This window comes from Brevundimonas sp., assembly GCF_035935935.1.
Classification (GTDB): domain Bacteria; phylum Pseudomonadota; class Alphaproteobacteria; order Caulobacterales; family Caulobacteraceae; genus Brevundimonas.
In genome coordinates this window covers 62,946-89,357 of record NZ_DASYWO010000001.1, presented here as the reverse complement: position 1 = coordinate 89,357, position 26,412 = coordinate 62,946, and the positions used below count along the sequence as shown (strand labels likewise).

Here is a 26,412-nt window from a genome sequence, read left to right as displayed (position 1 = left end):
GCACCTGAAGGAAGGCGTGGAGATGATCATGCCCGGCGACAACGCCGAGCTGACCGTCGAGCTGATCACCCCGATCGCCATGGAAGAGAAGCTGCGCTTCGCCATCCGCGAAGGCGGCCGCACCGTCGGCGCCGGCGTGGTCTCCAAGATCATCGCGTAAGCGACGATCACAGGACCGAGACTGGAAAGGCCCCGGGAGCGATCCCGGGGCCTTTCTGCTGCCGGAGCAGTCAGTCGATCCAGCCGTGGCGGCGACCGAACGCCAGCACCAGGTCCGGCCAGACCCGCGCCGGCCGACCCTCGATCAGGCGGACGCCGAAGCCGTGACCGCCTTCCTCGAACAGGTGGGCCTCGACCTTCACCGACGCCGCGCGCAGGGCGGCGAGCAGCATCAGAGCGTTTTCGACCGGCACGGAGGCGTCGTCGATCGCGTGGACCAGAACCGTCGCCGCGGCCCCGGCCCAAGGCATCCTCTCGAGCGACCACGCGCCGACGTCCGCGTCCGTCGGCGAGTCTCCGAGCAGGCGTCGCCGCGAGCCCGCATGGGCGAAGGGGTCGCTCAGGGTGGCGACCGGATACAGCAGCACGTTCAGGTCGGGCCGCCGGGATTGCTCGTCGACGGCGTCGATCGCCTCGTGGTCGGGGGCCTCCGAAGCGGCGAGGCACCCCGCCAGGTGTCCGCCGGCCGAGGCCCCCAGCACCGCGATCCGAGCCGGATCCAGCCCCGCGCCGCCCGCCCGGGCCCGGATCAGCCGCAGGGCGCGCCGCGCGTCCTGAAGGGCCACCGAGGGCCCCTGCGGCCAGCCGTCGCCGGGCAGGCGGTAGCGCAGGACGAAGCACGTGACGCCGGCCGTGGCGAAGACGCGGGCGCAGTCCAGCCCTTCCTTGTCCACCACGGCCCAGCGATAGCCGCCACCGGGAATCAGCAGCAGCGACGCGCCGTTCGGCCGTTCCGGACGGACGACCGTAAGGAGCGGTTCGACCGTCTGGACGGCGATGCGGTCATGCCAGCGGGGATCGGTCGAGCGCTCGATCACCTCAGGCCGCAGCGAGACCTGATCGCGGCCCGGCGCGCCGAGCGGCCACAGGGGCCACTGCTCGTCCTCCGCTCCGGCGCGGGGCGTGCCCGGAGCGGCGGCGGTCAGGCCGGCGGCGAGCAGAAGGCGACGGCGGTCCAGAGCGGGCATGGCGGCAGTGGGACGCGTTCCTCTGCGGCGCGCAACCCCTCGAGCCCCGGAACGGCGTCGCGGGCCCGACGTTCAGACGGCGGACCTTCGTGGAGATCGCCATGCGCACCGTCCTGACCGGCCTGGCCCTGCTGTCGCCCCTCATGCTCGCGGCCTGCGCGTCCACCGGAGACGACTACGCGTCCCAGTGCGAGCGCGACTATCAGGAGAACCGCCAATACGCGACGGCGTCCGGCGCGGCGCTCGGCGCCATAGCCGGCGCGGCCATCGCGGGCGAGGGCAATCGGGAGGAGGGCGCCGCCATCGGCGCCATCGCCGGCGGTCTGATCGGCAACCAGCTGTCGGAACGCGACGATCCCTGCGGCTACGGCTTCGCCGGGTACAATCGCGACGGCCGCTACGGCTATGAGCGCGTGCCGCGTCGGGGCGACTACGGCTATTACCGGCGCTGAGGCGAAAGGTCCCCCGGTCACGCCGGACGGCCGGTATCTGGTCGTCCGCGGCCGCCTCTGGCGCGCGACGAACCCGGCGCTTCCTGCTGGCGAGCGTGCGCGGCTGACGCGCGATCTGATGGCGGCCCGCAGCGCGGTGGGGCGCGCACGGCGGGCAGGAGACCGGAAGAAACTCGCCGAAGCGGGCCGGGCGGTGGACGACGCCAAGGTGGCCCTGGGCGAGCGCGGCCCCGTCTGGTGGGACGACGGCGCGCCGGACCACAATCGCCGCATGGCCCGCAACACGCCCTATTCCGCGTGGTACGCGGCCTTGGCCGGCGCGCCCTAGCGGAACTCGACCGTCACGCCGGGCTTCACCGCGGCCGCCAACTGCTCCGCGTCCCAGTTCGTCAACCGGACGCAGCCGTTGGACGCGGTCTTGGCCACCTTCGAGGGGTCCGGCGTGCCGTGGATGCCGTAGCTCTCTGCGGAAAGGTCGATCCAGACCGTGCCGACCGGATTGTTCGGGCCCGCCCGCACCACCACCTTGCGATCGCCCCGGTCATAGCTGAGCCTGGCCGGGTCGTAGGTGTAGTCGGGCTCGGGGGCCACGCCGAGAACCCTCAGCGTTCCGGAAGGCGCGGGCCGCTCGGCGGAGCCGATGGTGGCCGGGTAGAAGGCCACCAGTCGCCCGTCCGCGTCGAAGGCGCGCAGCGAGGTCTCGGCCTTGTCGACGACGATCCGCGCGACCTGCGGCAGGGACGAGTCGTCGACGGCCGGCACGACGACCCCGACGCCGGCCCGGCGGAAGTCGACGCCCGGGTTCAGCGCCTGCAACAGACCTTCGGTCAGGTGGAAGCGCTCGGCCAGCCGCTCGCGGGCGCTCGTGAAGCCGACGCCGTTGCGCGCCGTTTCCGACAGGTCGTCGGACGCCGGCGGATCGAAGGGGCCCGCCACGTCGGCCTCGGTCAGGACGACGCGGCGCAGCACGGGCCCGCCGTGGGCGCGGGACAGGGCCTCGACCATGTCCGCGTCCACGACGTCGCCGCTCATGCCGTTGGCCTGCCGCCAGGCCGCCACCGCCCGCCGCGTGTTGTCGCCGGGCAGTCCGTCGATGACCCCGGGGGAGAAGGCCGAGCGGTCCAGCAGTATCTGGACCCGGATCAACGCGGGGTCGGGCCGCGACTCCTGACCGGCCGCCGGCGCGGTCCAGCCCGCTTCCGAAGGCACGGCCCGCTCGATGGCGGCGACGTCCAGCGAGGCGGAAGCCGGCGCCGTCGGCGGGGTCGCCGCGGGAGGCGGGGGCTGGTCGGGGTCCGGGGCGCCGCAGGCGGCGAGTGGGAGCAGAAGGGCGAGGGCGGAAGCGGCGTACGCGAGACGGGACATGGGGCACCTAACCCGCCCGGGCCCCCCGTCGTTCCCCCGTGGGGCGACGGACGCGGTTAAGCCGCGTGTCGCCGGGCGTGTGCGGTTGCGCGGAACCGTGGAACCGCGGGAGACGTTCGCCGTCGGCACGTTAGGAATTCGTCAACCATGATGAAGGCGCTTCGCCTCGGCCTGTTCATCGGCACCCTGATCGGGGCCAGCGCCTGCGCCATGGCGCCTGCCGCCAGCGGGCAGGGCGGCTGGTACGGCGGGGTCGACGCCGGGCGTTCGGACCGCGACTGAGGCCGTCCGCACGAATCCGTGGCGCGCCGCGCCTTTCGCCCCTATCATCGCGCCTGCGGACGCCGACCGTCGCGCCGCGTCGGGTTCCTCCCCCTAGATGTTAGCCGTCGCCATCGTCGTCGTTCTGCTCCTCGTGGTGCTCAACGGCCTGTTCGCCATGACCGAGCTGGCGGTCGTGTCTTCCCGCAAATCCAAGCTGCAGAGCCGGGCCGAGAAGGGCGACCGGGGCGCCCGCGCGGCGCTGAAGCTGTCCGAGGAGCCCACCCACTTCCTGTCGGCGGTGCAGGTCGGGATCACCCTGATCGGCATCCTGGCCGGCGCCTACGGTCAGGCCGCGATCGCGGGCGAGCTGAACCGCATGATCGAGGCGGCCTTCCCGGCGGCCGCGGCCTGGTCCGAGATCGCCTCCACCGCCGTGGTGGTCATCCTGATCACCTACGTGTCGCTGATCGTCGGCGAGCTGGTGCCCAAGCGCCTGGCGCTGATCTTTCCGGAATCGATCGCGGCCAAGATGGCGGCGCCGATCTCGACCCTGGCCATCGTCCTGCATCCCTTCGTGGCCCTGCTGACCGCGTCGACCTCCGGCATCCTCAAGCTCATGGGCGTCAAGGACCGCGACGGCTCCGAGGTCACGCAGGAAGAGGTCGAGACCATGATCGCCGAAGGCGCCTCCGCCGGCCTGATCGAGCCGGAGGAGCAGGAGATGATCGAGGAGATCCTGACCCTGGGCGACCGGCCGATCCGCGTGGCCATGACCCCGCGGCATGAGGTGTTCTGGATCGCCCTGGACGACAGCGAGGAACAGCTGCGCGAGGAGATCCGCACCTGCCCCTATTCCCGCATCGTGGTGGCGCGGGAGAACGACGTCGATAACCCCCTCGGCGTCGTTCACAAGAAGGACCTGCTCGACAGCCTGCTCGACAACGGCGAGTTCAACGTCGAGACCCTGGTCCAGACCCCGGCCTTCATCCCGCAGTCGACCAGCGTGCTGAAGGCGCTGGAGATCATGAAGTCGTCCAAGGTCCACATGGCCTTCCTGGTTGACGAGTTCGGCGCGTTCGAGGGCGTGGTGACGGCCACGGACCTGCTGGAGATGATCGCCGGCGACTTCGACGAGGGGCACGACGAGGACGATGCGACGATCCGTCAGCGTGAGGACGGCACCTGGCTGGTCGACGGCCAGACGGATCTCGAGGAGCTGGCCGACGAGCTGGGCGAGGACTTCGGCGAGGCGGAGGGTTTCCACACTGTGGCCGGACTGGTCCTGCATCAGCTGTCGCGGGTGCCGGACGAGGGCGAGGTCCTGCAGCTGGGCCGTTTCGAGGTCGAGGTCATCGACATGGACGACCGCCGAATCGACAAGCTGCTGTTCCGCCAGGTCGTGAAGCCCGAGGACGAGGCGTCGGCGGTGGCGGCGCATCAGGAATGACGTCGTCGGCGGCCGCCCTTCGCCCTTGAAATGACGGGCGGGGTCGGGCATAGCCCCGCGTCTGGCGAAGACCGCACCCGATCCGTCGGGACGGCGCGATTTGTCTAGGAGTTTAGCTCAGCTGGTAGAGCACCGGTCTCCAAAACCGGGGGTCGTGGGTTCGAGTCCCCCAACTCCTGCCATTCCCCCTGTTCCCGCAGCCTGGGCCACCCCATCTGCGGGGACAGGATCCAGCGTTCGAGAAAGACTGCACCAGAGATGGCCAAGCCCAAGTTCCCCGGTCGCCGCACGGGCAACCCCGCCGCCGGCGCCAAGGCCTCGGCCGGCGCGTCCGCCGCGACCGTGACGGTCGAGCCGGCGACGCCCAAGGTCCGCACCTCGCCCGTCCAGTTCTTCAGCCAGGTCCGCGCCGAAGGGCGCAAGATCGTGTGGCCGTCCCGCAAGGAGACGTGGATCACCTCGGTGATGGTCTTCATCATGGTGGTGATCGCCGCAGCCTTCTTCTGGGGCGTGGATTTCGGACTCGGCTTCATCGTCAACCGGCTGCTGGCCATCGGTTCCTAAGAAGAAGATCAGAAGATGACCGACGTCGCCCCCGAATCCGCCGCCAATCCGCGGCACAAGTGGTACATCGTCCACGCCTACTCGAACTTCGAGAAGAAGGTCGCCGAGCAATTGCGCGAGCAGGCCGCGCGTCAGGGACTGGCCGAGAACTTCTCCGAGATCCTCGTCCCGACTGAGGACGTCGTGGAGGTGCGCCGCGGCCGCAAGGTGAACTCTGAGCGGAAATTCTTCCCCGGCTATGTGCTGGTGAAGATGGAGATGACCGACGACGCCTACCACCTGGTCAAGAACACGCCGAAGGTGACCGGCTTCCTGGGCGCCGCGGGCGGCACCAAGCCGCTGCCGGTCTCCGAGCGTGAGGTGAAGAACATCATCGGCCAGGTGGAAGAGGGCGTCGAGCGCCCGAAGCCCACCATCCGCTTCGACATCGGGGAGACGGTCAAGGTCGTCGACGGCCCCTTCGCCAGCTTCGACGGCCAGGTCGAGAGCGTCGACGAGGACAACGCCCGCCTGCGCGTGGCGGTGTCCATCTTCGGCCGCCCGACCCCGGTCGACCTGGAATACGGTCAGGTGGAGAAGGTCTCGGGCTGATCGCCCCGCCTGAAGACTTCAGCTGCGGCCGGCCTTCGGGGCGGCCGTTTGCTTTCAAGGGGCGCCTCTGGTACACGCCCGCCTCCTCGCGGTCCCGGCCGTGAGGCAAATCCGTGGAAGGCAGCCATGCCGCACCACGGCTCATCCGTGGGGATTGAGTTCCCCGCTGCATAGGAGAGACCAATGGCCAAGAAGATTCTCGGCTACATCAAGCTGCAGGTGCCCGCCGGCTCCGCGACCCCGTCGCCGCCGATTGGCCCGGCCCTGGGTCAGCGCGGCGTTAACATCATGGGCTTCTGCAAGGAGTTCAACGCGCGGACCGAGAAGGAAGGCAAGGGCACGCCCCTGCCGACCGTCATCACCGTCTACCAGGACAAGAGCTTCACCTTCATCACCAAGACGCCGCCGGCGACCTGGTACCTGAAGCAGGCCACCGGCCTGAAGTCGGGCTCGGCCAAGACCGGCCGCGAGACCGCCGGCAAGATCAAGCGCAGCCAGCTGCGTGAGATCGCCGAGAAGAAGATGAAGGATCTGAACGCCAACGATCTCGATCAGGCGACCAAGATCATCGAAGGCTCGGCCCGCGCGATGGGCCTGAACGTGGTGGAGGGCTGATCACATGGCCAAGCAAGCCAAGCGCATCCAGGCCTGGACCGGCGATCGTGAGACGCCGATGGCCTACGCCGACGCCATCAAGGCGGTGAAGGACAACGCCAAGGCCAAGTTCGACGAGTCGATCGAGATCGCCGTCAACCTGGGCGTCGACCCGCGTCACGCCGACCAGCAGGTCCGCGGCGTGGTCAACCTGCCGTCGGGCACGGGCCGCGACGTCCGCGTCGCCGTCTTCGCCAAGGACGCCAAGGCCGCCGAGGCCACCGCGGCCGGCGCCGACGTCGTGGGCGCCGAGGATCTGTTCGAGAAGATCAACGGCGGCTTCATGGACTTCGACCGTGTGATCGCCACGCCGGACCTGATGGGTCTGGTCGGCCGTCTCGGCAAGGTGCTGGGCCCCCGCGGCCTGATGCCCAACCCCAAGGTCGGCACCGTGACCCCGAACGTCGGCCAGGCGGTCAAGGACGCCAAGGGCGGCGCCGTGGAGTTCCGCGTCGAGAAGGCGGGCATCGTGCACGCCGGCATCGGCAAGGCCTCGTTCGACCAGGCCGCGCTGGAAGCCAACGTCAAGGCGATCGTCGACGCGCTGGTCAAGGCCAAGCCGTCGGGCGCCAAGGGCACCTACGTCAAGAAGATCAGCCTGTCGTCCACCATGGGCCCGGGCTTCAAGGTGGACCCGGCCTCGCTGGGCGCCTGATCGGTCGCTTCGACCTGCACGCGGAAACGGCGGCTCCGACAGGAGCCGCCGTTTTCGTGTCCGGGCCGGCGCGCCGGCTTGCGGCCCGGCGCGTGTCCGGCGATGGTCGCCGCAGGGGGAACACGTCATGCGATTTCTGACCATGCTCGCCGCGGTCCTTGCGGCCACGCTGATCCTGTCCGGTCCAGCCGCCGCGCAGGACCGGGGCCTGGAACGCCGGACCGAACTGGCCGAGCGCTACATCAGGCTGTCGCTGGGCGACGACCTGCGGCCCATGATCGAAAGCGTGATCGAGCAGCAGCTGGCGTCGGACGGCGGCCTGACGCCCGAACAACGGGGCTGGTACCGCAGCAACATGCCGGTGTTCTTCGACACCTTCATGGACAGGCTGATCGACGTCATGGCCCCGCGCTACGCGGCCAGCATGACGGACGATGAGCTGAACGCGGGCATCGCCTTCTACAGCTCGCCCCTCGGCCGTTCCCTGGCCCGCAAGCAGATCATGCTGCAGGCCGAGATGGACGCGGACCTCATGCAGGCGGCCGAGGCCATGGGCGTCGAGATCGAGACCAAGTACTGCGCCGCCTTCGGCTGCGAGGATCTGGGCGACCTTGAACCGTGGCCCAGCGACGCGCCTTCGTCGAAATGACGGCCCGGTCTTGAGTTCCGGCGCGCCGCTGTGTATGGAGCGCGCCTTGCCGTGACGGGTCCGCCCGTGACGGTCCTGTCCGAGAACTTCGGGGCGTGGGGGCCACCCACGCCGTAAATGTCGGGGAGCCCTCCGGCGCCGTGGGGAGATGGGTCGCAGACGATCCCCTTCGCTTCGCGCGAAGAGGGCGTGAGCTTCCTTCGGACATCGCTACCGGCCTGAACGTCTCGCGGCGACGCGCGGCGCTTTGGCCATCTTGCCGTCGGGAATGACCCCGGCGGCGACACCAAGACTGGAGACCGCAATGGACCGCGCACAAAAGGCCGAGTCGATCGAGACGCTGAAGGGCGTCTTCGCCGACGCCGGCGCCGTGGTCGTGACCCACAACCTGGGTCTGACCGTTGCGGAAATGGAAGACCTGCGTGGCCGGCTGCGTACCGCCGGCGGCGCGTTCAAGGTGGTCAAGAACCGCCTGGCGCTGAAGGCGCTCGAAGCCGAAGAGGGCAGCGACTACCACCCCCTGTTCAAGGGCCCGGTGGGCATCGCCTACGCCAACGACCCGGTGACGGCCGCCAAGGTGACCGCCGAGTTCGCCAAGGGCAACGACAAGTTCGTCGTCCAGGGCGGGTTCATGGGCGACAAGGTGCTGGACGCCAAGGGTGTCGAAACCCTGTCCAAGCTGCCGTCGCTGGACCAGATCCGCGCCTCGCTGCTGGGTCTGCTGAACGCTCCCGCGACCAAGATCGCCGGCGTCGTCCAGGCCCCGGCCGGCCAGCTGGCCCGGGTGTTCAACGCCTACGCCACCAAGGACGCGGCGTAAGCCGCACCTCCATCTCCGCATCTCCTCAAACCAAAATCCTCCGAAGGAACTGAAAAAATGGCCGATCTCGCCAAAATCGTCGAAGACCTGTCCGCCCTGACCGTGCTGGAAGCCGCCGAGCTGTCCAAGCTGCTGGAAGAAAAGTGGGGCGTCTCCGCCGCCGCTCCGGTCGCCATGGCCATGCCGGCCGGCGGCGGCGCCGGCGCCGCTCCTGCCGAAGCCGCTGAAGAGCAAACCGAGTTCACCGTCGTCCTGGTCGACGGCGGCGACAAGAAGATCAACGTGATCAAGGAAGTCCGCGGCGTCCGTTCGGACCTCGGTCTGAAGGAAGCCAAGGACCTGGTCGAAGGCGCTCCGCAGAACGTCGTCGAGAACGTCTCGAAGCAGCAGGCCGACGAAATCGCCAAGAAGCTGACCGAGGCCGGCGCCAAGGTCCAGATCAAGTAAGATCTGACTTCTTGCAAAGATGCGGACGGGCCGGGGAGCGATCCCCGGCCCGTTTCGTTTGCGCGGCGCCCTCCGCGTGCGTAGCCTCCCGGCGGGAGGCTTTCAGATGATCAGAACCGTGCTCGCGGCCGCCGTGCTGCTGTCCGTCGCGTCCTGTGATCAGGGCGTGGAAACGCCGGATCCGGCGACCGTCGAGGTTCCGGAGCGGGCGCCCCTGCCGACGCCGCCCATGACCTCGGCCAAGGCCATCCAGGTGCTGGACGGCCTGCCGCTGCAGTGCAGATCGATGGCGGTGATCCTGTTCGACATGAGCCGGTGCCTGCACAAGACGCCGGAGGGCCTGCCGGACGACCAGAAGCTGATCGCCGACCTGGTCGCCCTGCGCGCCGAGCTGGAAGCTCTGGATCCCGATGCGGTCGAGACCACCTGCTCGACGCGCTACGCCGAGCTGGAGTCCACGCCGATGCCGCGCGAGTGCTGGGCGAAATAGCTCAGTTCGTCCGCGGCGCCAGAATCTCCGTCAGCCTGTCGCGCGTGCCCGGAATGCGCTCCAGCCGCGGGTATCGCAGGCCGTCGTGATAATCGAACTGCACGGTCCGTTCGCGCTGGCCGTTGCGGATCACCACGCCGATGGGCTGGCTGTTGCCCTTCGACGCCGTGACGGCGGCCGCCAGATTGGCGGCGTTGCCGGGCTGGCCGTTGACGCTGACCAAGGTCCAGCCGGCCCCGATGCCGGCCTCCCACGCCGGTCCGCCCCACTGGACGCCGGTGATCCGCGCGCCGGACAGGTTGAAGCCCAGCGAGTACTGGAAGTCTCCGTCGCCCGAGCCGTTGACGTAGCTCTCGACTTCCGTCGGCGCCTCGCTCCAGACCAGTCGCCATCCGGCGCGCGCCAGCCCGTCGAGCGGCGCCTCGGCCTCGGGCCCGGCCGCGTCCAGCCGCTGGCGCAGAAAGGCCGCCCAGTCATGGGGAGCCACGTCATTCAGCGCCGAGACCAGACCGTTGAAGGTGTAGGGGGTCGCTTCCCAGACCCCGTCCTGGATCCCGAAGAAGCCCTTGGCGAAGTCGTCCAGCGATCGCCGATCGCCGGTCAGCTCGCGGATCTTCGTGTCCACGTCCAGCCAGATCAGCAGCGACTCCCGGTAATAGTCGCCGGTGCCGCGCATCCACGAGCCCCACGGGTTGGTCGTGCGATAACCCAGCAGGTTGTGGTTTGTCGTGTCCTGCAGCGGGCGCCATCCCCGCCCGGCCTGCGCGTCGTAGAAGGCGGCCAGCCCGGCGAGGTTGGCGATCGTCTCTTCGGGCGTGACCAGACCCGCGCGCGTCGCCAGCACCTCGCCCCAGTATTCCGTCTGCCCCTCATAGACCCACAGCAGGGTGTTCTGGACCGGCGTGTTCAGGTTCGGCGTGATCTGGTCGGCGGGGCGGCGGAACTTGCCGTTCCAGCTGTGCACGTATTCGTGCGGCAGCAGGGTCCGGGCGCCGTGATAGGCGGTCCAGTTCTGGAAGAAATCGGCCGGCACGGCGTTCTCGCTGGAGCGGTGGTGCTCCAGACCGATGCCGCCCAGCTGGTTGGAGTTGGCCAGCAGGAAGTCGTAGCGGTCGTAGTGGCGCGAGCCGAACAGCAGGTCCGCCTGCCGCACCATGCCGCGGAAGCCCGCCAGCTGCTCGTCCGTGATCGCGATCGCCTGCGCCGTGTCGCCCACGATGTGCAGGCGCACCGGCGAACGGCCGCCCGGGTCCAGATCCTCGACGCGGTGGTGACGACCGGCGAACATCGGGCTGTCGGCCAGCATCTCCAGGTCGATCGGTTCGAACACGGCGACGCCGTCCTCGAACGATCGGGTGTCCAGCGCTGTGCCGTAGTTCCAGCCGTCCGGCAGCTTGACCGTGGTCTGCACCATGACGCCGGAATGGCGATACCCTGCCGGATACAGGATCGCCTTCTCGAACTGCAGGTTCGAGACGTCGGGGGTCATGACGACGCGCCACGTGGCGTTGTCGGGCTGGGTCAGCCACTGGAACGCCACCTCGATCTCGCGGACGCCGGCCGGGACGTCGACGTGGAAGGCGTAGGGATCCAGGGTGTCGCGAAGCCACTCGATGCGCCGCCCGTTCCCCGTCACCGTCAGCCCGCCGACCAGCTGGATCGGGCCGGTCGGCGCATGGTTGCCCGGCAGGAACTTCGGATACAGCAGGGTCATCGGTCCCGCGGCGGGGACGGGTATCGTCTGCTTCACCCACACGATCCGCCGATCCAGATCCGTGGCGTCGACTTCGTGACGGATCACACCCGGGAAAGCGTCCGCCGTCGGCGCCGGGATCGGCGGTACGTCGCGCGGCAGGCTCTGGACACCGGCCTGCGCCCAGGCGGCGCCGGCCGTGCAGGCGGTCAGCAGGGCGGCGGCGCAGGCTGCGGCCATGCGGGCGTGGGAGCGGACGCGCGTCATAGGATCACTCTTGCGGACTGGAACGGGCAGGGCGGCGACCTTCACCGCGCCCGTCCGGAGCGTCAAGCGTGACCGGCGTCAGTCCGGCCGCACGACCTGACAGGTGACGTTGCGGGCGTCCAGCGCGGCACAGGCGGCGCGCGCGGCGTCCTCCGTCATGCCGGTGAAGCGCGAACGGAACCAGCCGGACGCGTTCACCACCCGGCGGTCGGCGCCGCGGAACTGGGCCCGGAAGCGGCGATCGACCTCGTTCAGCCAATCACGCGCGACCGTCTCGTCGCGGAAGGCGCCCACCTGCACGGACCACAGGCCCGCTGGCACGGGTGGGGTCGAGCGGCGGGTCGAGGGCGCGGGCGCGGTCGGCTGGCGGTTCAGCTCGCCGGTGCGGTCCGTCCGCGGCGCCGGGGCGGACACCAGCCGGACGTCCGAATCTTCCGGATCCGCACGGCTGCCGGCCGCGGCGTCTCCGGGCAGGGCGGCGTACAGGACGCCGCCTTCGGTGGTCTCCGGCCCGATGCCGAAACCGCGTTGCTCGAAGAAGGTCTGGGCCACCTCGATCCGCTCGCCCCCGCGACGCCGGGCGGCGACCTCGAACCCCGTGCTCATCAGCGAGGCGACGTGCTCGTTGCGCGACGCCGTCGAGCGGCCGCCCAGCACGATGGTGATGATCCGGCGTCCGTCGCGCACGGCCGAGGCCGCGAGATTGTAGCCGGAGGCGTTGGTGAAGCCCGTCTTGATGCCGTCGTAGCCCTGACCCGTCGACAGCAGGCCGTTGGTGTTTCGGTACTCCCGCCCGCCGTAGAACCAGCTGTTCACCCCGAAGTACCGGTAGTGCTGCGGGAAGTCGCGCAACAGCGCCCGACACAGGACGGCCAGGTCGCGCGCGCTCGTCAGTTGGCGGCTGTCCGGCAGGCCGTTGGCGTTGACGTAGCGGGTCTGGGTCATCCCCAGCTCCTCGGCCTTCAGCGTCATCATGGCCGTAAATCGCGATTCCGAGCCGGCGACGTGCTCGGCCAGCGCCACAGCCATGTCGTTGGCCGAGCGAATGGCCGTGGCGTGAATCGCGTCCTGAACCGTGATGGTCTGGCCGGCGGCAAGCCCCAGCTTCGACGGCGGCTGGCTGGCGGCGTGCGCCGACACGCGGATGACGTCGTCCAGCTTGATTTTGCCTTGCTCCAGCGCCTCGAACACGAGGTACAGGGTCATCACCTTGGTGATGGATGCGGGATAGCGCCGGGCGTCGGCGTGCCGGGCGAACATGACCTCGCCGGACTCGGCGTCGATCACGATGGCGGCGTAGCGCAGGTTTTCCTGGGCGACGACCGGCGTCGCGGCCGGCGCGGCCGTCAGCGACAGGGTCAGCAGAATGGAGAAGACCGCCAGCGTCCGACGCAGGATCAAAGCCATCGCAAACTCACTTCAGTGCTTCCGGTCGCCCGGACGCCCCCCGGCCACGTGAGGCCTAACATGGTCCGGGCCAGTTTCGCGGTCGTTAACGCCGCGTCAACGCAGAATTGAACGGCATCGGCGATCAGGCGATTGTGCACTGCACAATATCGGCTTGACCTTTGTTCGCAGGTGCACCATATGAGCCCCGCGAGCGGGACCGTCCCGTTCGAAACCTCATCAGCGGCGATCAACGCCGCACCCGCCGTTCAGGAGAGACCGCCATGGCCGACGCCGCCGAAACCATCACCGCCGCCGCCAAGAAGAACGTCGAAACCGCCACCGCCCAGGTCAAGGCTTCGACCCAGCAGGCCCAGGCCCAGGCCGAGAAGGTCCAGGCCGCCGGCGCCCAGGCCTTCCGCGAAGGAGTCGACAAGTCGGTCGCCTCGCTGACCGAGCTGAACGCCCACGGCAAGAAGAACCTCGAGGCCATGGTCGAGTCGGCCACCGCCGCCCAGAAGGGCGCGGAAGCGCTGTCGCAGAACGCCTTCGCCTACGGCAAGAAGACGTGGGAAGACGGCGTCGCCGCCGCCCAGTCGATGGCCCAGGCCCGTTCGGTTCAGGAGCTGATCGAGCTGCAGACGAACTGGGCGAAGTCGGCGACCGAGGCCTATCTGGCCGAAGTCACGAAGACGACCGACCTGTTCACCGCCTCGATGAAGGACAGCTTCCGTCCGCTCAACGAGCGCGTCACCGCCTCGGTCGAGAAGTTCCAGGCCGCCCGCTGATCCAGGCGACCGGCTGAAGACGAAGGCCCCGGCGGAAACGCCGGGGCCTTTTTCGTTTGCGCGCAAAAACCTGTGACTTGCCGCGTCTTCAATTCAGGCCATCATTCCCCATCTAGTCCTTCGACTCCCCACCGGACGACGAATGCCCACTAGACGTTCAGGAGAGACGGGAAGCGGCCAGGGCGTCGCCACCGTCACCGAGACGAAGCCGAAGCTTCAGAAGCCCTCGCTGTATCGGGTGCTGATCCTGAACGACGACTACACGCCGATGGAATTCGTCGTCTACGTGCTGGAGCGGTTCTTCCAGAAGGACCGCGAGGCGGCCACCCGCATCATGCTGCATGTGCACCAGCATGGCGTCGGCGTGTGCGGCGTCTTCACCTACGAGGTGGCCGAAACCAAGGTCGCCCAGGTGATCGAGACGGCGCGGCGGCACCAGCACCCCCTGCAATGCACGATGGAAAAGGACTGAGAGGAACCTGATGCCCTCGTTTTCCCGTCCTCTCGAAGAGACGCTGCACCGCGCGGTGCACTACGCGAACGCCCGCCGGCACGAATACGCCACGCTGGAGCACCTGCTGCTGGCCCTGATCGACGATCCCGACGCCGCCAACGTCATGGGCGCCTGCAACGTCGATCTGGAGGCGCTGAAGGCGGCGCTGACGCTCTATGTCGACAACGACCTGGCCGCGCTGGCGACCGCCGATGGCGACGATGCCAAGCCGACCGCCGGCTTCCAGCGCGTGATCCAGCGCGCGGTCATCCACGTCCAGTCCTCGGGCCGCGAGGAGGTGACCGGCGCCAACGTGCTGGTGGCCATCTTCAGCGAGCGCGAAAGCCACGCCGCCTATTTCCTGCAGGAGCAGGACATGACCCGTTACGACGCGGTCAACTTCATCGCCCACGGCATCGCCAAAAAGTCGGGGGGCAGCGAGACGCGGCCCGCGCGCGCCTCCGGCCAGTCGCCCGAGGACGCCGAGGACGCCGCCGCCGCCAAGACCGGCGGCGAGGCGCTGGAGGCCTATTGCGTCGACCTGAACGAGAAGGCGAAGAACGGAAAGGTCGATCCGCTGATCGGGCGTCAGGCCGAGGTCGAGCGCTCGATCCAGATCCTGTGCCGGCGGACCAAGAACAATCCTCTGCTGGTCGGTGACCCCGGCGTCGGCAAGACCGCCATCGCCGAGGGCCTCGCCCGCAAGATCGTCAAGGGCGAGGTGCCGGACGTCCTGAAGGGCGCGACCATCTACTCGCTCGACATGGGCGCGCTCCTGGCCGGCACCCGCTATCGCGGCGACTTCGAGGAGCGGCTCAAGCAGGTCGTGAAGGAGCTGGAGACGCACGAGGACGCCATCCTCTTCATCGACGAGATCCACACGGTGATCGGCGCCGGCGCGACCTCGGGCGGCGCCATGGACGCGTCCAACCTGCTGAAGCCGGCGCTGGCCTCGGGCACGCTGCGGTGCATGGGCTCGACCACCTACAAGGAGTACCGCCAGCACTTCGAGAAGGACCGCGCCCTCGTCCGCCGCTTCCAGAAGATCGACGTCAACGAACCGACGGTCGAGGACACGGTGAAGATCCTCAAGGGGCTGAAGACCAGCTACGAAGGCCACCACAAGCTGCGCTACACCGACGCCGCCATCCGCACGGCCGTGGAGCTGTCGGCGCGCTACATGACCGACCGCAAACTGCCGGACAAGGCGATCGACGTCATCGACGAGGCGGGCGCCAGCCAGATGCTGCTGCCGGAATCGAAGCGGAAGAAGGTCATCGGCCAGAAGGAGGTCGAGGGCGTCATCGCCAGAATGGCCCGCATCCCGCCGAAGTCGGTGTCCAAGTCCGACACCGAGAGCCTGAAGGAGCTGCAGACCGACCTGAACCGCGTCGTCTTCGGCCAGTCCGCGGCGATCGAACAGGTCTCTGCGGCCATGAAGCTGGCGCGGGCCGGGCTGCGCGACCCGCAAAAGCCCATCGGCTGCTTCCTGTTCTCGGGCCCGACCGGCGTCGGCAAGACCGAGGTGGCCAAGCAGCTGGCGGCGACGCTGGGCATCGAGATGCTGCGCTTCGACATGTCGGAGTACATGGAGCGGCACACCGTCAGTCGCCTGATCGGCGCCCCCCCGGGCTACGTCGGGCATGACCAGGGCGGGCTGCTGACCGACGCCGTCGACCAGCACCCGCACGCCGTCGTCCTGCTGGACGAGATCGAGAAGGCGCACCCCGACGTCTACAACATCCTGCTGCAGGTGATGGACAACGGCATGCTGACCGACGCGGTCGGCAAGAAGGTCGACTTCCGCAACGTGGTTCTGATCATGACCACCAACGCGGGGGCCGCGGACAACGCCCGCGCGGCCATCGGCTTCGGCCGCGGCAAGGTCGAGGGCGAGGACGACAAGGCCATCCAGCGTCTGTTCGCGCCGGAGTTCAGGAACCGTCTGGACGCCATCGTCGCCTTCAAGGCGCTGGACTCCGAGACGATCAAGTCGGTGGTGACGAAGTTCGTTCTGCAGCTGGAAGCCCAGCTGGCGGACCGGAACATCACCATCGAACTGACCGACGAGGCCGCCGACTGGCTGGCCAAGAACGGCTTCGACGAACTGTACGGCGCGCGTCCCCTGGCGCGGGTCATCCAGGAGTCGATCAAGAAGCCGCTGGCCGACGACATCCTGTTCGGCCGCCTGACCAAGGGCGGACACGTCAAGGTGCGGCTTGTGGACGGCAAGATCGACTTCGACGTCACGCCTCTGTCGGGGGCCGCCGCCAAGGCGGCCGAAACGGCCGACGAGGGCGCCGACTGATCTCGCCGATCGCCCAACGAGAAAGGCCCGGACGCAGGTCCGGGCCTTTTTTTCATTGGGGCGTGACCGTCGTCAGCGGCGGCGGCCGAGGCCACCCAGAACGATCGCCAGACCGGCGACGATGCCGGTGGTCAGCAGAGGCTTGCGACGGGCGAAGTCGATGCCACGACGGCCGTACTCCTGATACTCGGCCGGCGCCTTGGCCACCAGGCCCTCGATGCCGTCGACGACCCGGCCGTAGGCGTCGCGCGCCTGACCCCTGAATTCGGTGACGCGGCCGTCGAGCCGCAGCTTCGCGTCGCCGGTCAGCTTGCCGAGCCCGGCCTGCGCCTTGCCGAGGCCCTGTTCGGTGGAGCCGAGGATGCGTTGGTCGGTCATATGTTCGTCCTGATGCAGGGTGGGGGAGGAGCCGGTGAAGCGCGCGTCGCCCGGTCAGGGTTCCCCTCGAAAACGCCGGCCTTCAAAGCTAGGCTGACGTGACGCAGGAGGCCCACATGACCCCGCCGGTCCTGACTGAACGTCAGCAGAAATGGTTCGCGTCCGTGCGCGCGAGCCTGGAGAAGAGCACCGGCCGTTCGCTGGACGAGTGGCGCGAGGTGATGAAGGCCTGCCCTGTGTCCGCCCCGCGTGCGCAGCTGGCCTGGCTGAAGGCCGAGCACGGCGTGGGGGTGAACTACGGCTCCACCATTCTCGACGCCTGCCGGTCCGGCGACGGTCCGGGGTGGGATGAGCCCGAAGCGCTGCGTGCGGCTCTGTGGAAGGATCCGGCGTCGCTGGCGATCCTGATCGCGTTGGAGCGGGCGGCCGCGCCCGTCGCCGGCGTCGTGCCGACCCAGCGGAAGGGCTACACGGCCTTCTCCCGCGCCGTGCAGTTCGCGGCGATGCGGCCTCTGAAAGGGGGCAAGGCCCTGCTGGGGCTGAAACTGGATCCCTCGGTCTCCCCGAGGCTGGCGCCGTCCCGGCGGCGGGAGAGCTGGTCCGAGCGCCTGACCGCCGTGGTCGAGCTGGGAAGTCCCGCGGACGTCGACGACGAGGTCGCCCGCCTGTTCGTCCAGGCCGCCGGGAACGGCTAGGCCTTCGATCCGGCGATCAAGGCCGCCCGCTCATCGGAGGTCAGCGCGCGCCACCGCCCCTCAGGCAGCCCGCCGAGCTCCAGCGGCCCGATGCGGACGCGCAGAAGGTCCACGACCTCCAGTCCGACCAGTTCGCACATGCGCCGGATCTGCCGCTTTCGGCCTTCCTTCAGCACGAAGCGCAGGCGCTGCGGCTCGATCTGGGTGACGCGCGCGGGCTTCAGTTTGCGACCGTCCAGCTCCAGCCCGTGCCGCAGGCGGGTCAGCGACGCTTCCGTGACCCGCCCTTCGACGCGCACCAGATACTCCTTGTCGAGGTCGGACTCCGGCCCGATCACGGCCTTGGCCACCACGCCGTCCGAGGACAGCAGCAGCAGGCCGCGCGAATCCTCGTCCAGACGGCCGATGGGCGGCAGGGAGGCGTCGCGTCCCGGGACGTCGCCGTTTCCGGTGCGGTTCGTCGCGGTCAGCAGGCGCGCCGCCGGCGTCTTGCCCGGCTCCGGCTGGCCGGAGACGTAGCCGATCGGCTTGTTCATCACGATCGTCTGACTCGCCGCCAGCGCCGTCTCCGCGCCTCGCCCCAGCGTCAGGGTCTGGCCCGGCTGGATTTTCCGGCCCGCGTCCGTGACCGTCTCACCATCGATCGAAACCAGGCCGTCGGCGATCAGGGCGTCGGCCTCGCGTCGCGAGCACAGCCCCGTCTGGCCCATGAACTTGTTCAGCCGGACGGGCTCGGCGCCGTCGTGCGTGCGGGAAACGCTCACGGCCAGGCCCGGAACAGCAGCATCAGATTGTTGGCCGGCATCGCCTTTCGCAGGGTGAAGGCCAGGCCGTGGGCCCGCGCCGCCGTGATCACCGCGTCCCGGTCGCGCAGTCCCCAGTCCGGGTCGCGGGCCTTGAGGCTTTCGTCGAACTCAAGATTGCTCGTCGCCGTTTCGACGTCTGCTTCTAGGAAGGGCCCATACAGGGCCAGCAGCCCTCCCGGCCGCGTCAGCGCCCCAGCGGCCAGCCGCATCAGCGCCTCCGTCGCGCCGGCCGGAGCGATGTGGATCATGTTCGCGCAGAACACGGCCTTGAAGGTCTCGTCGGGCCAGGTCGTCTCGTCCAGCACGTCCAGAGGCAGGCAGGGCCGCAGGTTGGCGGGGCCCCGCGCGCGCCGCGCCTCGATGCTGGCACGCGCCTCCGCGGACGGGTCGCTGGGCGTCCAGTCCACGCCGGGCAGGGCGGTCGCGAAGGCGGCGGCATGCTGGCCGGTCCCCGACGCGACTTCCAGCACCGCTCCCGAGGCCGGCAGGTGGGCCCGCAGCACCTCGAGTATCGGCGCCACGTTGCGCTCTGCGGCCGGTGAGGTCCGGGCGCCGTCGGGACTCGGCGTGGCGGGGTCGAGCGTGTGCACGCGGGTGAGATAGCGCGCCCGGCCGCGCTCCGCGACGGGCGAAATGCACGTCCGATCCTCCCGCCGCCTCACGCAGGGATGAAACGTGCGGCGGTTGACGTCGCGTCGCCTCCCGTGTTCCTCCTCCCTGAAACATTGCGTGAAGAGCGCAGCGAGGAGGCCCCGAGGCGACGAAGAGCGTCCGGGCCGTTCAGGAGAGTAGCATGACGTCCATCGTTCCCGGCCTTCACCCGGCCCCGACCGCGCACGCCGGTCTCGTCGCCTGGGTCGAACAGATCGCCGCCCTGACGAAGCCCGCCCGCGTCCACTGGTGCGACGGCTCTGAGGCGGAAAAGCAGGCCATAACCGCCGACCTGATCGCCAGGGGCACGCTCCGGGCCCTGGACCCCGTCAAGCGCCCCGGCAGCTTCTATGCGGCTTCGGATCCCAAGGACGTCGCGCGCGTCGAAAGCCGGACCTTCATCTGCTCGGCCAACGAGGTCGACGCCGGCCCGACCAACAACTGGGCCGACCCCGTCGAGATGCGCACACGCCTGAACGGTCTGTTCGACGGCTGCATGGCCGGCCGCACCATGTACGTCGTGCCCTTCTCGATGGGTCCGCTGGGCTCGAAGATCAGCGCGCTGGGCGTGGAGATCACCGACAGCGGTTACGTCGCGGTGTCGATGGGCATCATGACGCGCATGGGCAAGGCGGCGCTCGAAGCGCTGGGTTCCGACGGGGAGTTCGTGCCCTGCGTTCACACGCTGGGCGCGCCGCTGGCCGAGGGGCAGGCCGACGTTCCGTGGCCCTGCAACGAGGAAAAGTGGATCGTCCACTATCCCGAGACGCGCGAGATCTGGTCCTATGGCTCGGGCTACGGCGGCAATGCCCTGCTGGGCAAGAAATGCTACGCCCTGCGCATCGCTTCGGTCATGGCCCGCGACGAGGGCTGGCTGGCCGAGCATATGCTGATCCTGAAGCTGACGCCGCCGCAGGGTCAGCCGAAGTACGTCGCCGCCGCCTTCCCGTCGGCCTGCGGCAAGACCAATCTGGCCATGCTCCAGCCGACCCTGCCGGGCTGGAAGGCCGAGACGGTGGGCGACGACATCGCGTGGATGCGTTTCGGCGACGACGGCCGCCTCTACGCCGTGAACCCGGAAGCCGGCTTCTTCGGCGTGGCCCCCGGCACCAGCCGGAACACCAACCTGACCGCCCTCGAGACCCTGGCGAAGAACACCGTCTTCACCAACGTGGCCCTGACCGAGGACGGCGACGTCTGGTGGGAGGGCCTGACGAAGGAAGCGCCGGCGAACCTGACGACCTGGACCGGCCAACGGCACGACGCCGCCTCCGGCACGCCGGCGGCGCATCCGAACGCGCGCTTTGCCGCGCCGGCGCACCAGTGCCCGACCATCGCGCCGGAATGGGAAGACCCCAAGGGCGTGCCGATCGACGCCATCCTGTTCGGCGGCCGCCGCGCGTCGGCCGTGCCGCTGGTGACCGAGGCCTTCGACTGGGAGCACGGCGTGTTCATGGGTTCCACGGTGGCGTCCGAGGGCACTGCGGCGGCCGAGAACGCCATCGGCGAACTGCGGCGTGATCCCTTCGCCATGCTGCCCTTCTGCGGCTACAACATGGGCGACTACTTCGCGCACTGGCTGCGCATGGGCGAGGGCCGCGACGCGGCGAAGCTGCCCCGCATGTTCTTCGTCAACTGGTTCCGCAAGGACCAGGACGGCAAGTTCGTGTGGCCCGGTTTCGGCGACAACGCCCGGGTCCTGAAGTGGATCGTGGAGCGCCTGGACGGCACGGCCTCCGCCGTGGACACGCCGGTCGGTCGCGTGCCGACCGCGGAGGCCCTGGACCTGACCGGCCTTTCGCTGACCGACGATCAGCTGACGACCCTGCTCGACGTCGACGCCGACGTCTGGACGGAAGAGGCGTCGATGATCCCGGCCTTCTACGAGAAGTTCGGCGACCGTTTGCCCAAGGCGCTGTGGGATCAGCACGCGGCCCTGACCGCGCGTCTGAACGAAACGCGCGCGGCCGCCGTCGCGGCCGAGTAGGGCCGACGGCTTGCAAATCCCCCGCGGGCGGTCGATCTGACCGCCCGTGACCGGGTCTCCAGACGTCATAGTCATCGGCGCCGGCGTGCTGGGCCTCGCCTCGGCGGCCGAGATGGCCGCGCGCGGCCTGTCCGTCGTGGTCGTCGATCCGGGCGGCGGCAACGCGTCCTCGATCGCCGCGGGCATGATCGCGCCGGCCATGGAGTCGGCGCTTGAGGACCTGCCCCCGCGGGTGGTGGCGGTTCTGCAAGCCGCCCGAGACTTGTGGCCGGACTTCGCTGCCCGGCATGGCCTCGACCTGATCCAGGACGGCGCCGACTGGCGCGGACGCGGCGCCGAAGCGCTCCGGCGACGCCTTGAGCGGAACGGCTTCGTCGTTGAAGCCCGACCTGACGGTTTTCGGACGCCCGAAGACGCGCGAATCGACGCGGGTCGAGCGCTGCAGGAGCTCGGTCGCGCGGTCACGGTGATCGCCGGCTCCGCCCGGAGGACGTCGCGCGTGGAGCGGCACTGGACCGTCCGTCTGGACGGCGACCGCGAACTGCACGCCCCGCATCTGGTCGTCGCCACGGGAGCCGCCGGGGCGATCGAGGGCCTGCCGGTGGACGTGGTGCGGCTGATTGAAGGTGTGATTCCGATTCGCGGCCAGCTTGCCCACGTGCACGGTCCGGGCCCGGCGATCCCGACGCGCACGCCGCACGGCTACGTCGTGCCGGTCGAGGGCGGCGTGATCGTCGGCGCCACGATGGAACACGGACGCCGCGACCTGCAGCCCGAGGACGCGGCGGCGCGAAGACAGGTCGGCCAGGTGTTCGATGCGCTCGGGCTGCCCGCCGGCGCCGCGAGCCCGCGCGTGGGCGTTCGCGGCGCCTTCGCAGACGGCCTGCCGGCGGTGGGCGAGATCGACGGCGTCATCGTCGCCCTCGGCCCCCGACGAAACGGCTGGCTGCTGGCCCCGCTGGTTGCGGGCGTCGTTGCCGACGCGGTCCGGGCGACGCCGCCCGGACCCCAGGCGGCGTCGCTCAGACCAGATCGGCCGGGGCTCAGCGCTCCGGCAGAGTGAAGCGCAGGGTGACGTTCACCCGCGCGCCTTCCACGGCCCGCCCATCGACGGTGCGGGGGGACATCCGGAAGTCCCGCGACAACCTCAGCGCCGCGCGACCGAAGCCCTGACCCGACGGCGTCTCTTCCGCGACCGAGCAGCCGGTCAGGGTGCCGTCGACGCGGACGACGCAGTTCAGCCGCGCCGACCCGGTGACGCCCGCGTTCAACGCGCGGTCGGGATAGGCGTCCATCAGCGCCTGGGCGGTCGGCCTGCGGATCCAGTCCGGATGGGTCACCACGCTCACGGCCGCGGGCTCCGGCGTTTCAACGACGCCCGTGCCTTCCGGAACGGCGTCGGGCAGGGGCTGCAGGGCGATCGGACCCTGCGCCTGCTCCGCGGCGTCGGTCGGCGTATGGTTCAGCGTTTCGGTGGGCACGGTCGGAGCCGGCGTCTTGTTCAGCGGCGTGCTTTGCGCCGGAGCCGCCTTCGCCGGCTCGGCGGGCTTGGGCTCGGGCTTCTTGCGCTGGATCGGCGGCAGCAGGGTGATGTTCGGCCCTTCGTCCAGAACCACCTCCGGCGGCGTCCACCGCTGGCTCATCAGCCAGACGCCCGCACCGACGTGCGCGCCGACCGACAGCACGGCCGCGGCCCACATCCAGGCCGGAAGCCTGGGCTTCCGCGCCTCCCTCGTCCAAACGGGCTGGGCGGGTCCGCCCGCCGTCCGCATCATCATCATGGCCGTCACTCCTGTCAGAAGCGCCCCCGGCCTTTCCCCAGAAATCAGTGCGCGCTCACCTTGCGGCAAGTTTGCGGCGTTGCGACCCGTGGATGCGCGGATCGTCACGGCCCGTCAGGCGCCCGGGCTTCGGCGCCACACCCGGCCTGGGGCGGGGGGCGCGTCAAATGTAAATTCCATCCAAAGGCGCGACGCGTCCATTAAGGTCTCGTTAACCGCGTTCTTCGACCCTCAACTCGTGACCCTGTCCGCGATTCGAGCATCCGGAGGCGTGGAGGCGGCTATCCGCCGCGCATCGGATTCGACCGGCGTGGACTTCGATTTCCTGATGCGCACGGCGCGCCGGGAAAGCGGCATGAATCCTTCGGCCAAGGCCCCGACCTCGTCCGCCTCGGGCCTGTTCCAGTTCATCGAACAGACCTGGCTGGGCACGCTGAAGGAGCATGGGCGCAAGCACGGTTATGGGCAGTACGCCGACCTGATCTTCCGCGGCGCCGACGGGCGCTGGCACGTCAGCGGTTCGGCCCGGAACGTGGTGCTGGACCTGCGCTTCGACCCGGTCGCGGCCTCGACCATGGCGGCCGAGCTGACGGCCTCGAACGCCGCCTATCTGCGGGGCCGAACGGGCAAGGAGCCCACGGCCACCGACCTGTACGCCGCGCACTTCCTGGGGCCGGCGGGCGCAGCCTCGCTGATGCAGGCGCTTGACCGGCGACCCGGCTCCAGCGCGGTGGCGCTGTTCCCGCAGGCGGCCTCGGCCAATCGATCGATCTTCTACCGCGACGGCCGGCCGGCGACGGTCGAGGAACTGTACGCGAACCTCGGCAAGCACGCGGGCGGCGGCGCTCCGGCGTCCGGCGTCGAGGCGGCGGGCGGCGGCTTCATACGCGACGCGCGCACCGATCTCGATCCGCTGACGCTCGGCCGGATGGAACAGAATCGTGCTCTGCTCGCCCTCTTGCTGGGGCAGGGGGACGACGATGGCCACGACGCCTTCCGCGCCGCCTTCGGGAACCTGGATCGCGCCGCGTCGTAGGCACGGTAAACCGGCCGTTAAGCCTGTCGGAGCACCTTCCCGAGCATGACCGCCATCCGCTCCCGCCTGACCGAAGCCGACGTCCGGCGCTTGGTGAAATCGACCGACGAGGACGAGCGGGCCGCCGCCGCGCACAAGCTGTGCCGCAGCATGGATCGGGGCGAGCTGTCCGGGCTGGACCGCGAGGCGGCGCAGAAGATCCTTCGCCTCATGGCGGAGGACGCCGCCGAACTGGTGCGGCGCGCCATGGCGGTGACGCTGAAGGCTTCGGATCTCATTCCCCACGACGTCGCGCGCCGCCTCGCCGCCGACGTGGACGCCGTCGCCCTGCCGATCATCGGCTTCTCGCCCGTCTTCAGCGACGACGATCTGATCGAGATCGTGCGGGCGGGCTCGGCCGTGCGTCAGGTCGCGGTGGCCGCCCGGCCCTTCGTCTCGCGCGACGTCTCCGAGACGCTGGCCGAGACCGGATGCGAAGAGGCGGTCCGTACCCTGGCCGCCAACGACGACGCCGACGTCGGCGAACGTGGCCTGAACAGGATCGTCGATCGTTTCGCGCCGTCGGCGGACGTCGTCGCGGCGGTCGCCTATCGGCAGGCGCTGCCGTTGTCGGTGACCGAGCGTCTGATCGAGGTTGCGTCTGACGCCGTGCGCGATCACCTGGTGTCACGTCACGCCCTGGCGCCGGAGACCGCCATCCGTCTGGCGGCTCATGCGCGCGAGCGCGCCACCGTCGACCTCATCGACCAGGCCGAGCGCGAGCCCGACCTCGCGGAATTCTGCGCGCGCCTGAACGGCCGGAAGGCGCTGACGGCTTCGCTTCTGCTGCGGGGCCTGGCCCGCGGGCAGATGGCCTTTCTGGAGCACGGATTGGCGGAGCTCGCGGGCTCCACGCCCGCCCGCGCCGCCCTGATGGTCCATGATGCCGGCCCGCTGGGCCTCAAGGCGCTCTACGACCGCGCCGGATTGCCGCCGCGTCTTTTCCACGCTTTCCGCGCGGGCGTGGACACCTTCAGGGGCATGCAGGCCGAGGGGAAGGACACGACCGGCGACGACTTCCGCGAGCGCATGCTGGAGCGGTTCCTGACCCAGCGGCCGGGCGCGCCGCGCGAAGATCTGGCCTATCTGATGGAGCGCCTCGACCGTACGCCGGAAACGCATCAGGCGGCTCGCGCCGCCTGATCTTCACGCCTGTGATGTGGGACGGTCAGGCCAGGTGTTCGGCCGTCCGCGCTTCCAGCTCTTCCACCAGCGCTTTGCCGACGGGGTGGTCATCGGTCTGGATGCGGTCGCGGACCACGGCCTTGATGGCGTCGATGTGGGCGTCGACCAGCAGCATCGGCGCCTGGAGGCGCTTGTCGGCGTCGTCCAGCAGCTTGCACAGCGATCCGGCGATGCGGGTCACGAGAGGATACTGATACGTCCCGCCCAGGCCCTTCAGGTCATGCGCCCGGAAATACAGCTGTTCGCCGGTCTCGGCGGTCAGGCCGCCGGCCCGGACCGCGCCGCGCGCGGCTTCCAGCTTGTCCAGCTCGTCCTGCAGCCACTGGCCGAACTGGCCCGCCATGGCGGCCAGGGCCTCTTCCGCCTTGGCGATGGCGCGGGCGTCGATCGCACCCAGCCCGCCGCCCACCTTCAGGCGCAGGGTGTTGGGCGGCTGGATCACCTGGGCGGGGTTGCTCACGCGGAACTCCTCACGACGTTCAGGCCCAGCGTGCCTCGCGCGCGTTAAGAACCGGTGTGCGTCGGTTTTTGTCCGTGGATCAGGCGGCGAACTGTTCCGCCAGCACCCGCTCCTCGAAGGAGCGGCCGGCGTCGAACAGCATGGTCAGGGCGACGTCGCGCCTTTCGTGCACCTCGACCCGCCGGACGCGGCGCACCTCCAACCCGTCGGCCGTGGCGCTGACGGGGCGCTTCTCGGGCTCCAGCACCTCGAAGGCGACCCGGGACTTGTGCGGCACCAGGGCCCCGCGCCACCGACGCGGCCGGAACGCGCTGATCGGCGTCAGGGCCAGAACGTTGGCGTCCAGCGGGATGATCGGACCGTGCGCCGACAGGTTGTAGGCCGTGGATCCGGCCGGCGTGGCCAGCAGGCATCCGTCGCACGACAGCTCTTCCATCCGCACCCGGCCGTCCACCTCGATGCGCAGCTTCGCGCTCTGCCGGGTCTGGCGCAGCAGGGAAACCTCGTTGATAGCCAGCCCCGAATGCGCCCGGCCGTCCTCCGCCCAGGCGTCCATCTGCAGCGGATGGATGACGGTGGCGACCGCCTGGGCGACGCGCTCGGGCAGGCCATCCTCGGCGTAGTCGTTCAGCAGGAAACCGACGGAGCCCCGGTTCATCCCGTATACCGGGGTGCGTCGTCCCAGATTGCGGTGCAGGGTCTCGAGCATCAGCCCGTCGCCGCCCAAGGCCACGATGACCTCGGCCTCGCTTTCGTCGACCTGGCCATATCTCGACGTCAGCCGCGCGAGGGCGGCCTGCGCTTCCGGGCGGTCGCTGGCGGCGAAGGCGAGAACGGGGGGTGCGGTCACGCCTCAGGCAAGCCGGAGGCGGGC

The 26,412-nt window shown here is 69.7% G+C and carries 30 protein-coding genes, 1 tRNA gene and 1 pseudogene; 22 read left to right on the top strand and 10 right to left on the bottom strand.

Annotated elements, in window-relative coordinates:
* Nucleotides 1-160 (top strand): annotated as a pseudogene (gene tuf, locus VGR32_RS00455) (elongation factor Tu); the annotation flags it as partial.
* 70 nt (nt 161-230) lie between these two features.
* On the opposite strand, the gene VGR32_RS00450 reads toward tuf, so the two are convergent.
* On the bottom strand, nt 231-1,187 hold the full coding sequence (locus VGR32_RS00450) for an alpha/beta hydrolase (RefSeq protein WP_327446934.1): 957 nt from the start codon (nt 1,185-1,187) through the stop codon (nt 231-233).
* Between the two features lie 101 nt (nt 1,188-1,288).
* Here VGR32_RS00450 and VGR32_RS00445 point away from each other — a divergent pair, with 101 nt between their 5' ends.
* Both VGR32_RS00445 and VGR32_RS00440 read left to right on the top strand, forming a co-directional pair.
* On the top strand, nt 1,289-1,639 hold the full coding sequence (locus VGR32_RS00445; RefSeq protein WP_327446932.1) for a glycine zipper 2TM domain-containing protein: 351 nt from the start codon (nt 1,289-1,291) through the stop codon (nt 1,637-1,639).
* Between the two features lie 118 nt (nt 1,640-1,757).
* Nucleotides 1,758-1,967, top strand: a complete 210-nt coding sequence (locus tag VGR32_RS00440) for a hypothetical protein (protein ID WP_327446930.1) — start codon at nt 1,758-1,760, stop codon at nt 1,965-1,967.
* Here VGR32_RS00440 and VGR32_RS00435 read toward each other — a convergent pair.
* The gene (locus tag VGR32_RS00435) at nt 1,964-3,004 is read right to left on the bottom strand and encodes a L,D-transpeptidase family protein (protein WP_327446928.1); all 1,041 of its coding nucleotides are present in this window, start codon (nt 3,002-3,004) and stop codon (nt 1,964-1,966) included. The two genes, VGR32_RS00440 and VGR32_RS00435, sit on opposite strands and share 4 nt — an antisense overlap.
* A gap of 147 nt (nt 3,005-3,151) precedes the next feature.
* Here VGR32_RS00435 and VGR32_RS00430 point away from each other — a divergent pair, with 147 nt between their 5' ends.
* The 11 genes from VGR32_RS00430 (at nt 3,152) to VGR32_RS00380 (ending at nt 9,585) form a co-directional block, all read left to right on the top strand.
* Entirely contained in the window at nt 3,152-3,286 is a 135-nt protein-coding gene (locus tag VGR32_RS00430) for a hypothetical protein (protein ID WP_327446927.1), read from the top strand.
* A 97-nt stretch (nt 3,287-3,383) separates the two neighbouring features.
* Nucleotides 3,384-4,715, top strand: coding sequence for a hemolysin family protein (locus VGR32_RS00425; RefSeq protein WP_327446925.1), 1,332 nt, complete (start codon nt 3,384-3,386; stop codon nt 4,713-4,715).
* Nucleotides 4,716-4,821: 106 nt separating this feature from the next.
* Nucleotides 4,822-4,897: transfer RNA gene (locus tag VGR32_RS00420), tRNA-Trp, on the top strand.
* A 76-nt stretch (nt 4,898-4,973) separates the two neighbouring features.
* Nucleotides 4,974-5,279, top strand: a complete 306-nt coding sequence (secE, locus tag VGR32_RS00415; protein ID WP_327446923.1) for a preprotein translocase subunit SecE — start codon at nt 4,974-4,976, stop codon at nt 5,277-5,279.
* 15 nt (nt 5,280-5,294) lie between these two features.
* Nucleotides 5,295-5,870 (top strand): transcription termination/antitermination protein NusG, encoded by a 576-nt coding sequence (gene nusG, locus VGR32_RS00410; protein WP_327446921.1) that lies wholly within the window; start codon nt 5,295-5,297, stop codon nt 5,868-5,870.
* A 183-nt stretch (nt 5,871-6,053) separates the two neighbouring features.
* Nucleotides 6,054-6,485, top strand: coding sequence for a 50S ribosomal protein L11 (rplK, locus tag VGR32_RS00405; protein ID WP_125257438.1), 432 nt, complete (start codon nt 6,054-6,056; stop codon nt 6,483-6,485).
* Nucleotides 6,486-6,489: 4 nt separating this feature from the next.
* Complete coding sequence (rplA, locus tag VGR32_RS00400) at nt 6,490-7,179, top strand: 50S ribosomal protein L1 (protein ID WP_327446919.1); 690 nt, start codon at nt 6,490-6,492, stop codon at nt 7,177-7,179.
* Between the two features lie 127 nt (nt 7,180-7,306).
* On the top strand, nt 7,307-7,828 hold the full coding sequence (locus tag VGR32_RS00395) for a DUF2059 domain-containing protein (RefSeq protein WP_327446917.1): 522 nt from the start codon (nt 7,307-7,309) through the stop codon (nt 7,826-7,828).
* 304 nt (nt 7,829-8,132) lie between these two features.
* Nucleotides 8,133-8,648: a 50S ribosomal protein L10 gene (gene rplJ / locus VGR32_RS00390; protein ID WP_327446915.1), complete on the top strand. Its 516-nt coding sequence runs from the start codon at nt 8,133-8,135 to the stop codon at nt 8,646-8,648.
* 57 nt (nt 8,649-8,705) lie between these two features.
* Nucleotides 8,706-9,095, top strand: coding sequence for a 50S ribosomal protein L7/L12 (rplL, locus tag VGR32_RS00385; RefSeq protein ID WP_327446913.1), 390 nt, complete (start codon nt 8,706-8,708; stop codon nt 9,093-9,095).
* 106 nt (nt 9,096-9,201) lie between these two features.
* On the top strand, nt 9,202-9,585 hold the full coding sequence (locus VGR32_RS00380) for a hypothetical protein (RefSeq protein ID WP_327446911.1): 384 nt from the start codon (nt 9,202-9,204) through the stop codon (nt 9,583-9,585).
* Nucleotide 9,586: 1 nt separating this feature from the next.
* Here the strand turns inward: VGR32_RS00380 and VGR32_RS00375 are convergent, their stop codons facing one another.
* A complete protein-coding gene (locus VGR32_RS00375; protein ID WP_327446909.1) occupies nt 9,587-11,545 on the bottom strand; it encodes a peptidase M61 in 1,959 nt (652 codons plus the stop codon).
* A gap of 78 nt (nt 11,546-11,623) precedes the next feature.
* Complete coding sequence (locus VGR32_RS00370) at nt 11,624-12,952, bottom strand: D-alanyl-D-alanine carboxypeptidase family protein (RefSeq protein WP_327446907.1); 1,329 nt, start codon at nt 12,950-12,952, stop codon at nt 11,624-11,626.
* A 263-nt stretch (nt 12,953-13,215) separates the two neighbouring features.
* On the opposite strand from VGR32_RS00370, the gene VGR32_RS00365 reads away from it, so the two are divergent.
* The 3 genes from VGR32_RS00365 to clpA all read left to right on the top strand — a co-directional run bounded on the left by VGR32_RS00365 (nt 13,216) and on the right by clpA (nt 16,520).
* Complete coding sequence (locus VGR32_RS00365) at nt 13,216-13,719, top strand: TIGR01841 family phasin (RefSeq protein ID WP_327446905.1); 504 nt, start codon at nt 13,216-13,218, stop codon at nt 13,717-13,719.
* A 142-nt stretch (nt 13,720-13,861) separates the two neighbouring features.
* Nucleotides 13,862-14,191, top strand: a complete 330-nt coding sequence (gene clpS, locus VGR32_RS00360; RefSeq protein ID WP_125257430.1) for an ATP-dependent Clp protease adapter ClpS — start codon at nt 13,862-13,864, stop codon at nt 14,189-14,191.
* Nucleotides 14,192-14,201: 10 nt separating this feature from the next.
* Nucleotides 14,202-16,520 (top strand): ATP-dependent Clp protease ATP-binding subunit ClpA, encoded by a 2,319-nt coding sequence (clpA, locus tag VGR32_RS00355; RefSeq protein ID WP_327446903.1) that lies wholly within the window; start codon nt 14,202-14,204, stop codon nt 16,518-16,520.
* A gap of 72 nt (nt 16,521-16,592) precedes the next feature.
* Here the strand turns inward: clpA and VGR32_RS00350 are convergent, their stop codons facing one another.
* Nucleotides 16,593-16,898 carry a CsbD family protein gene (locus tag VGR32_RS00350; RefSeq protein ID WP_327446901.1) on the bottom strand — a complete coding sequence of 102 codons (306 nt, stop codon included), beginning with the start codon at nt 16,896-16,898 and terminating at the stop codon, nt 16,593-16,595.
* 116 nt (nt 16,899-17,014) lie between these two features.
* On the opposite strand from VGR32_RS00350, the gene VGR32_RS00345 reads away from it, so the two are divergent.
* Nucleotides 17,015-17,593 (top strand): DUF4287 domain-containing protein, encoded by a 579-nt coding sequence (locus VGR32_RS00345; protein WP_327446899.1) that lies wholly within the window; start codon nt 17,015-17,017, stop codon nt 17,591-17,593.
* Here VGR32_RS00345 and VGR32_RS00340 read toward each other — a convergent pair.
* Entirely contained in the window at nt 17,590-18,357 is a 768-nt protein-coding gene (locus VGR32_RS00340; RefSeq protein ID WP_327446897.1) for a pseudouridine synthase, read from the bottom strand. The two genes, VGR32_RS00345 and VGR32_RS00340, sit on opposite strands and share 4 nt — an antisense overlap.
* A complete protein-coding gene (locus VGR32_RS00335) occupies nt 18,354-18,989 on the bottom strand; it encodes a DUF938 domain-containing protein (RefSeq protein ID WP_327446895.1) in 636 nt (211 codons plus the stop codon). The genes VGR32_RS00340 and VGR32_RS00335 overlap by 4 nt, the downstream gene beginning before the upstream one ends.
* A gap of 203 nt (nt 18,990-19,192) precedes the next feature.
* Between VGR32_RS00335 and VGR32_RS00330 the strand changes: the two genes are divergently transcribed.
* Both VGR32_RS00330 and VGR32_RS00325 read left to right on the top strand, forming a co-directional pair.
* A complete protein-coding gene (locus VGR32_RS00330; protein ID WP_327446893.1) occupies nt 19,193-21,037 on the top strand; it encodes a phosphoenolpyruvate carboxykinase (GTP) in 1,845 nt (614 codons plus the stop codon).
* 46 nt (nt 21,038-21,083) lie between these two features.
* Complete coding sequence (locus tag VGR32_RS00325) at nt 21,084-22,100, top strand: FAD-dependent oxidoreductase (protein WP_327446891.1); 1,017 nt, start codon at nt 21,084-21,086, stop codon at nt 22,098-22,100.
* Here the strand turns inward: VGR32_RS00325 and VGR32_RS00320 are convergent.
* Nucleotides 22,081-22,818 carry an energy transducer TonB gene (locus VGR32_RS00320; RefSeq protein ID WP_327446889.1) on the bottom strand — a complete coding sequence of 246 codons (738 nt, stop codon included), beginning with the start codon at nt 22,816-22,818 and terminating at the stop codon, nt 22,081-22,083. The genes VGR32_RS00325 and VGR32_RS00320 overlap by 20 nt on opposite strands.
* A gap of 238 nt (nt 22,819-23,056) precedes the next feature.
* Here VGR32_RS00320 and VGR32_RS00315 point away from each other — a divergent pair, with 238 nt between their 5' ends.
* Together VGR32_RS00315 and VGR32_RS00310 are read left to right on the top strand one after the other, a co-directional pair.
* Nucleotides 23,057-23,854 carry a transglycosylase SLT domain-containing protein gene (locus tag VGR32_RS00315; RefSeq protein WP_327446887.1) on the top strand — a complete coding sequence of 266 codons (798 nt, stop codon included), beginning with the start codon at nt 23,057-23,059 and terminating at the stop codon, nt 23,852-23,854.
* A gap of 45 nt (nt 23,855-23,899) precedes the next feature.
* Entirely contained in the window at nt 23,900-25,036 is a 1,137-nt protein-coding gene (locus VGR32_RS00310; RefSeq protein WP_327446885.1) for a DUF2336 domain-containing protein, read from the top strand.
* A gap of 25 nt (nt 25,037-25,061) precedes the next feature.
* Here VGR32_RS00310 and VGR32_RS00305 read toward each other — a convergent pair whose 3' ends face one another.
* Nucleotides 25,062-25,538, bottom strand: coding sequence for an Hpt domain-containing protein (locus VGR32_RS00305; protein WP_327446883.1), 477 nt, complete (start codon nt 25,536-25,538; stop codon nt 25,062-25,064).
* A gap of 79 nt (nt 25,539-25,617) precedes the next feature.
* Entirely contained in the window at nt 25,618-26,388 is a 771-nt protein-coding gene (locus tag VGR32_RS00300) for an NAD kinase (protein WP_327446881.1), read from the bottom strand.
* Nucleotides 26,389-26,412 lie beyond the last annotated feature (24 nt).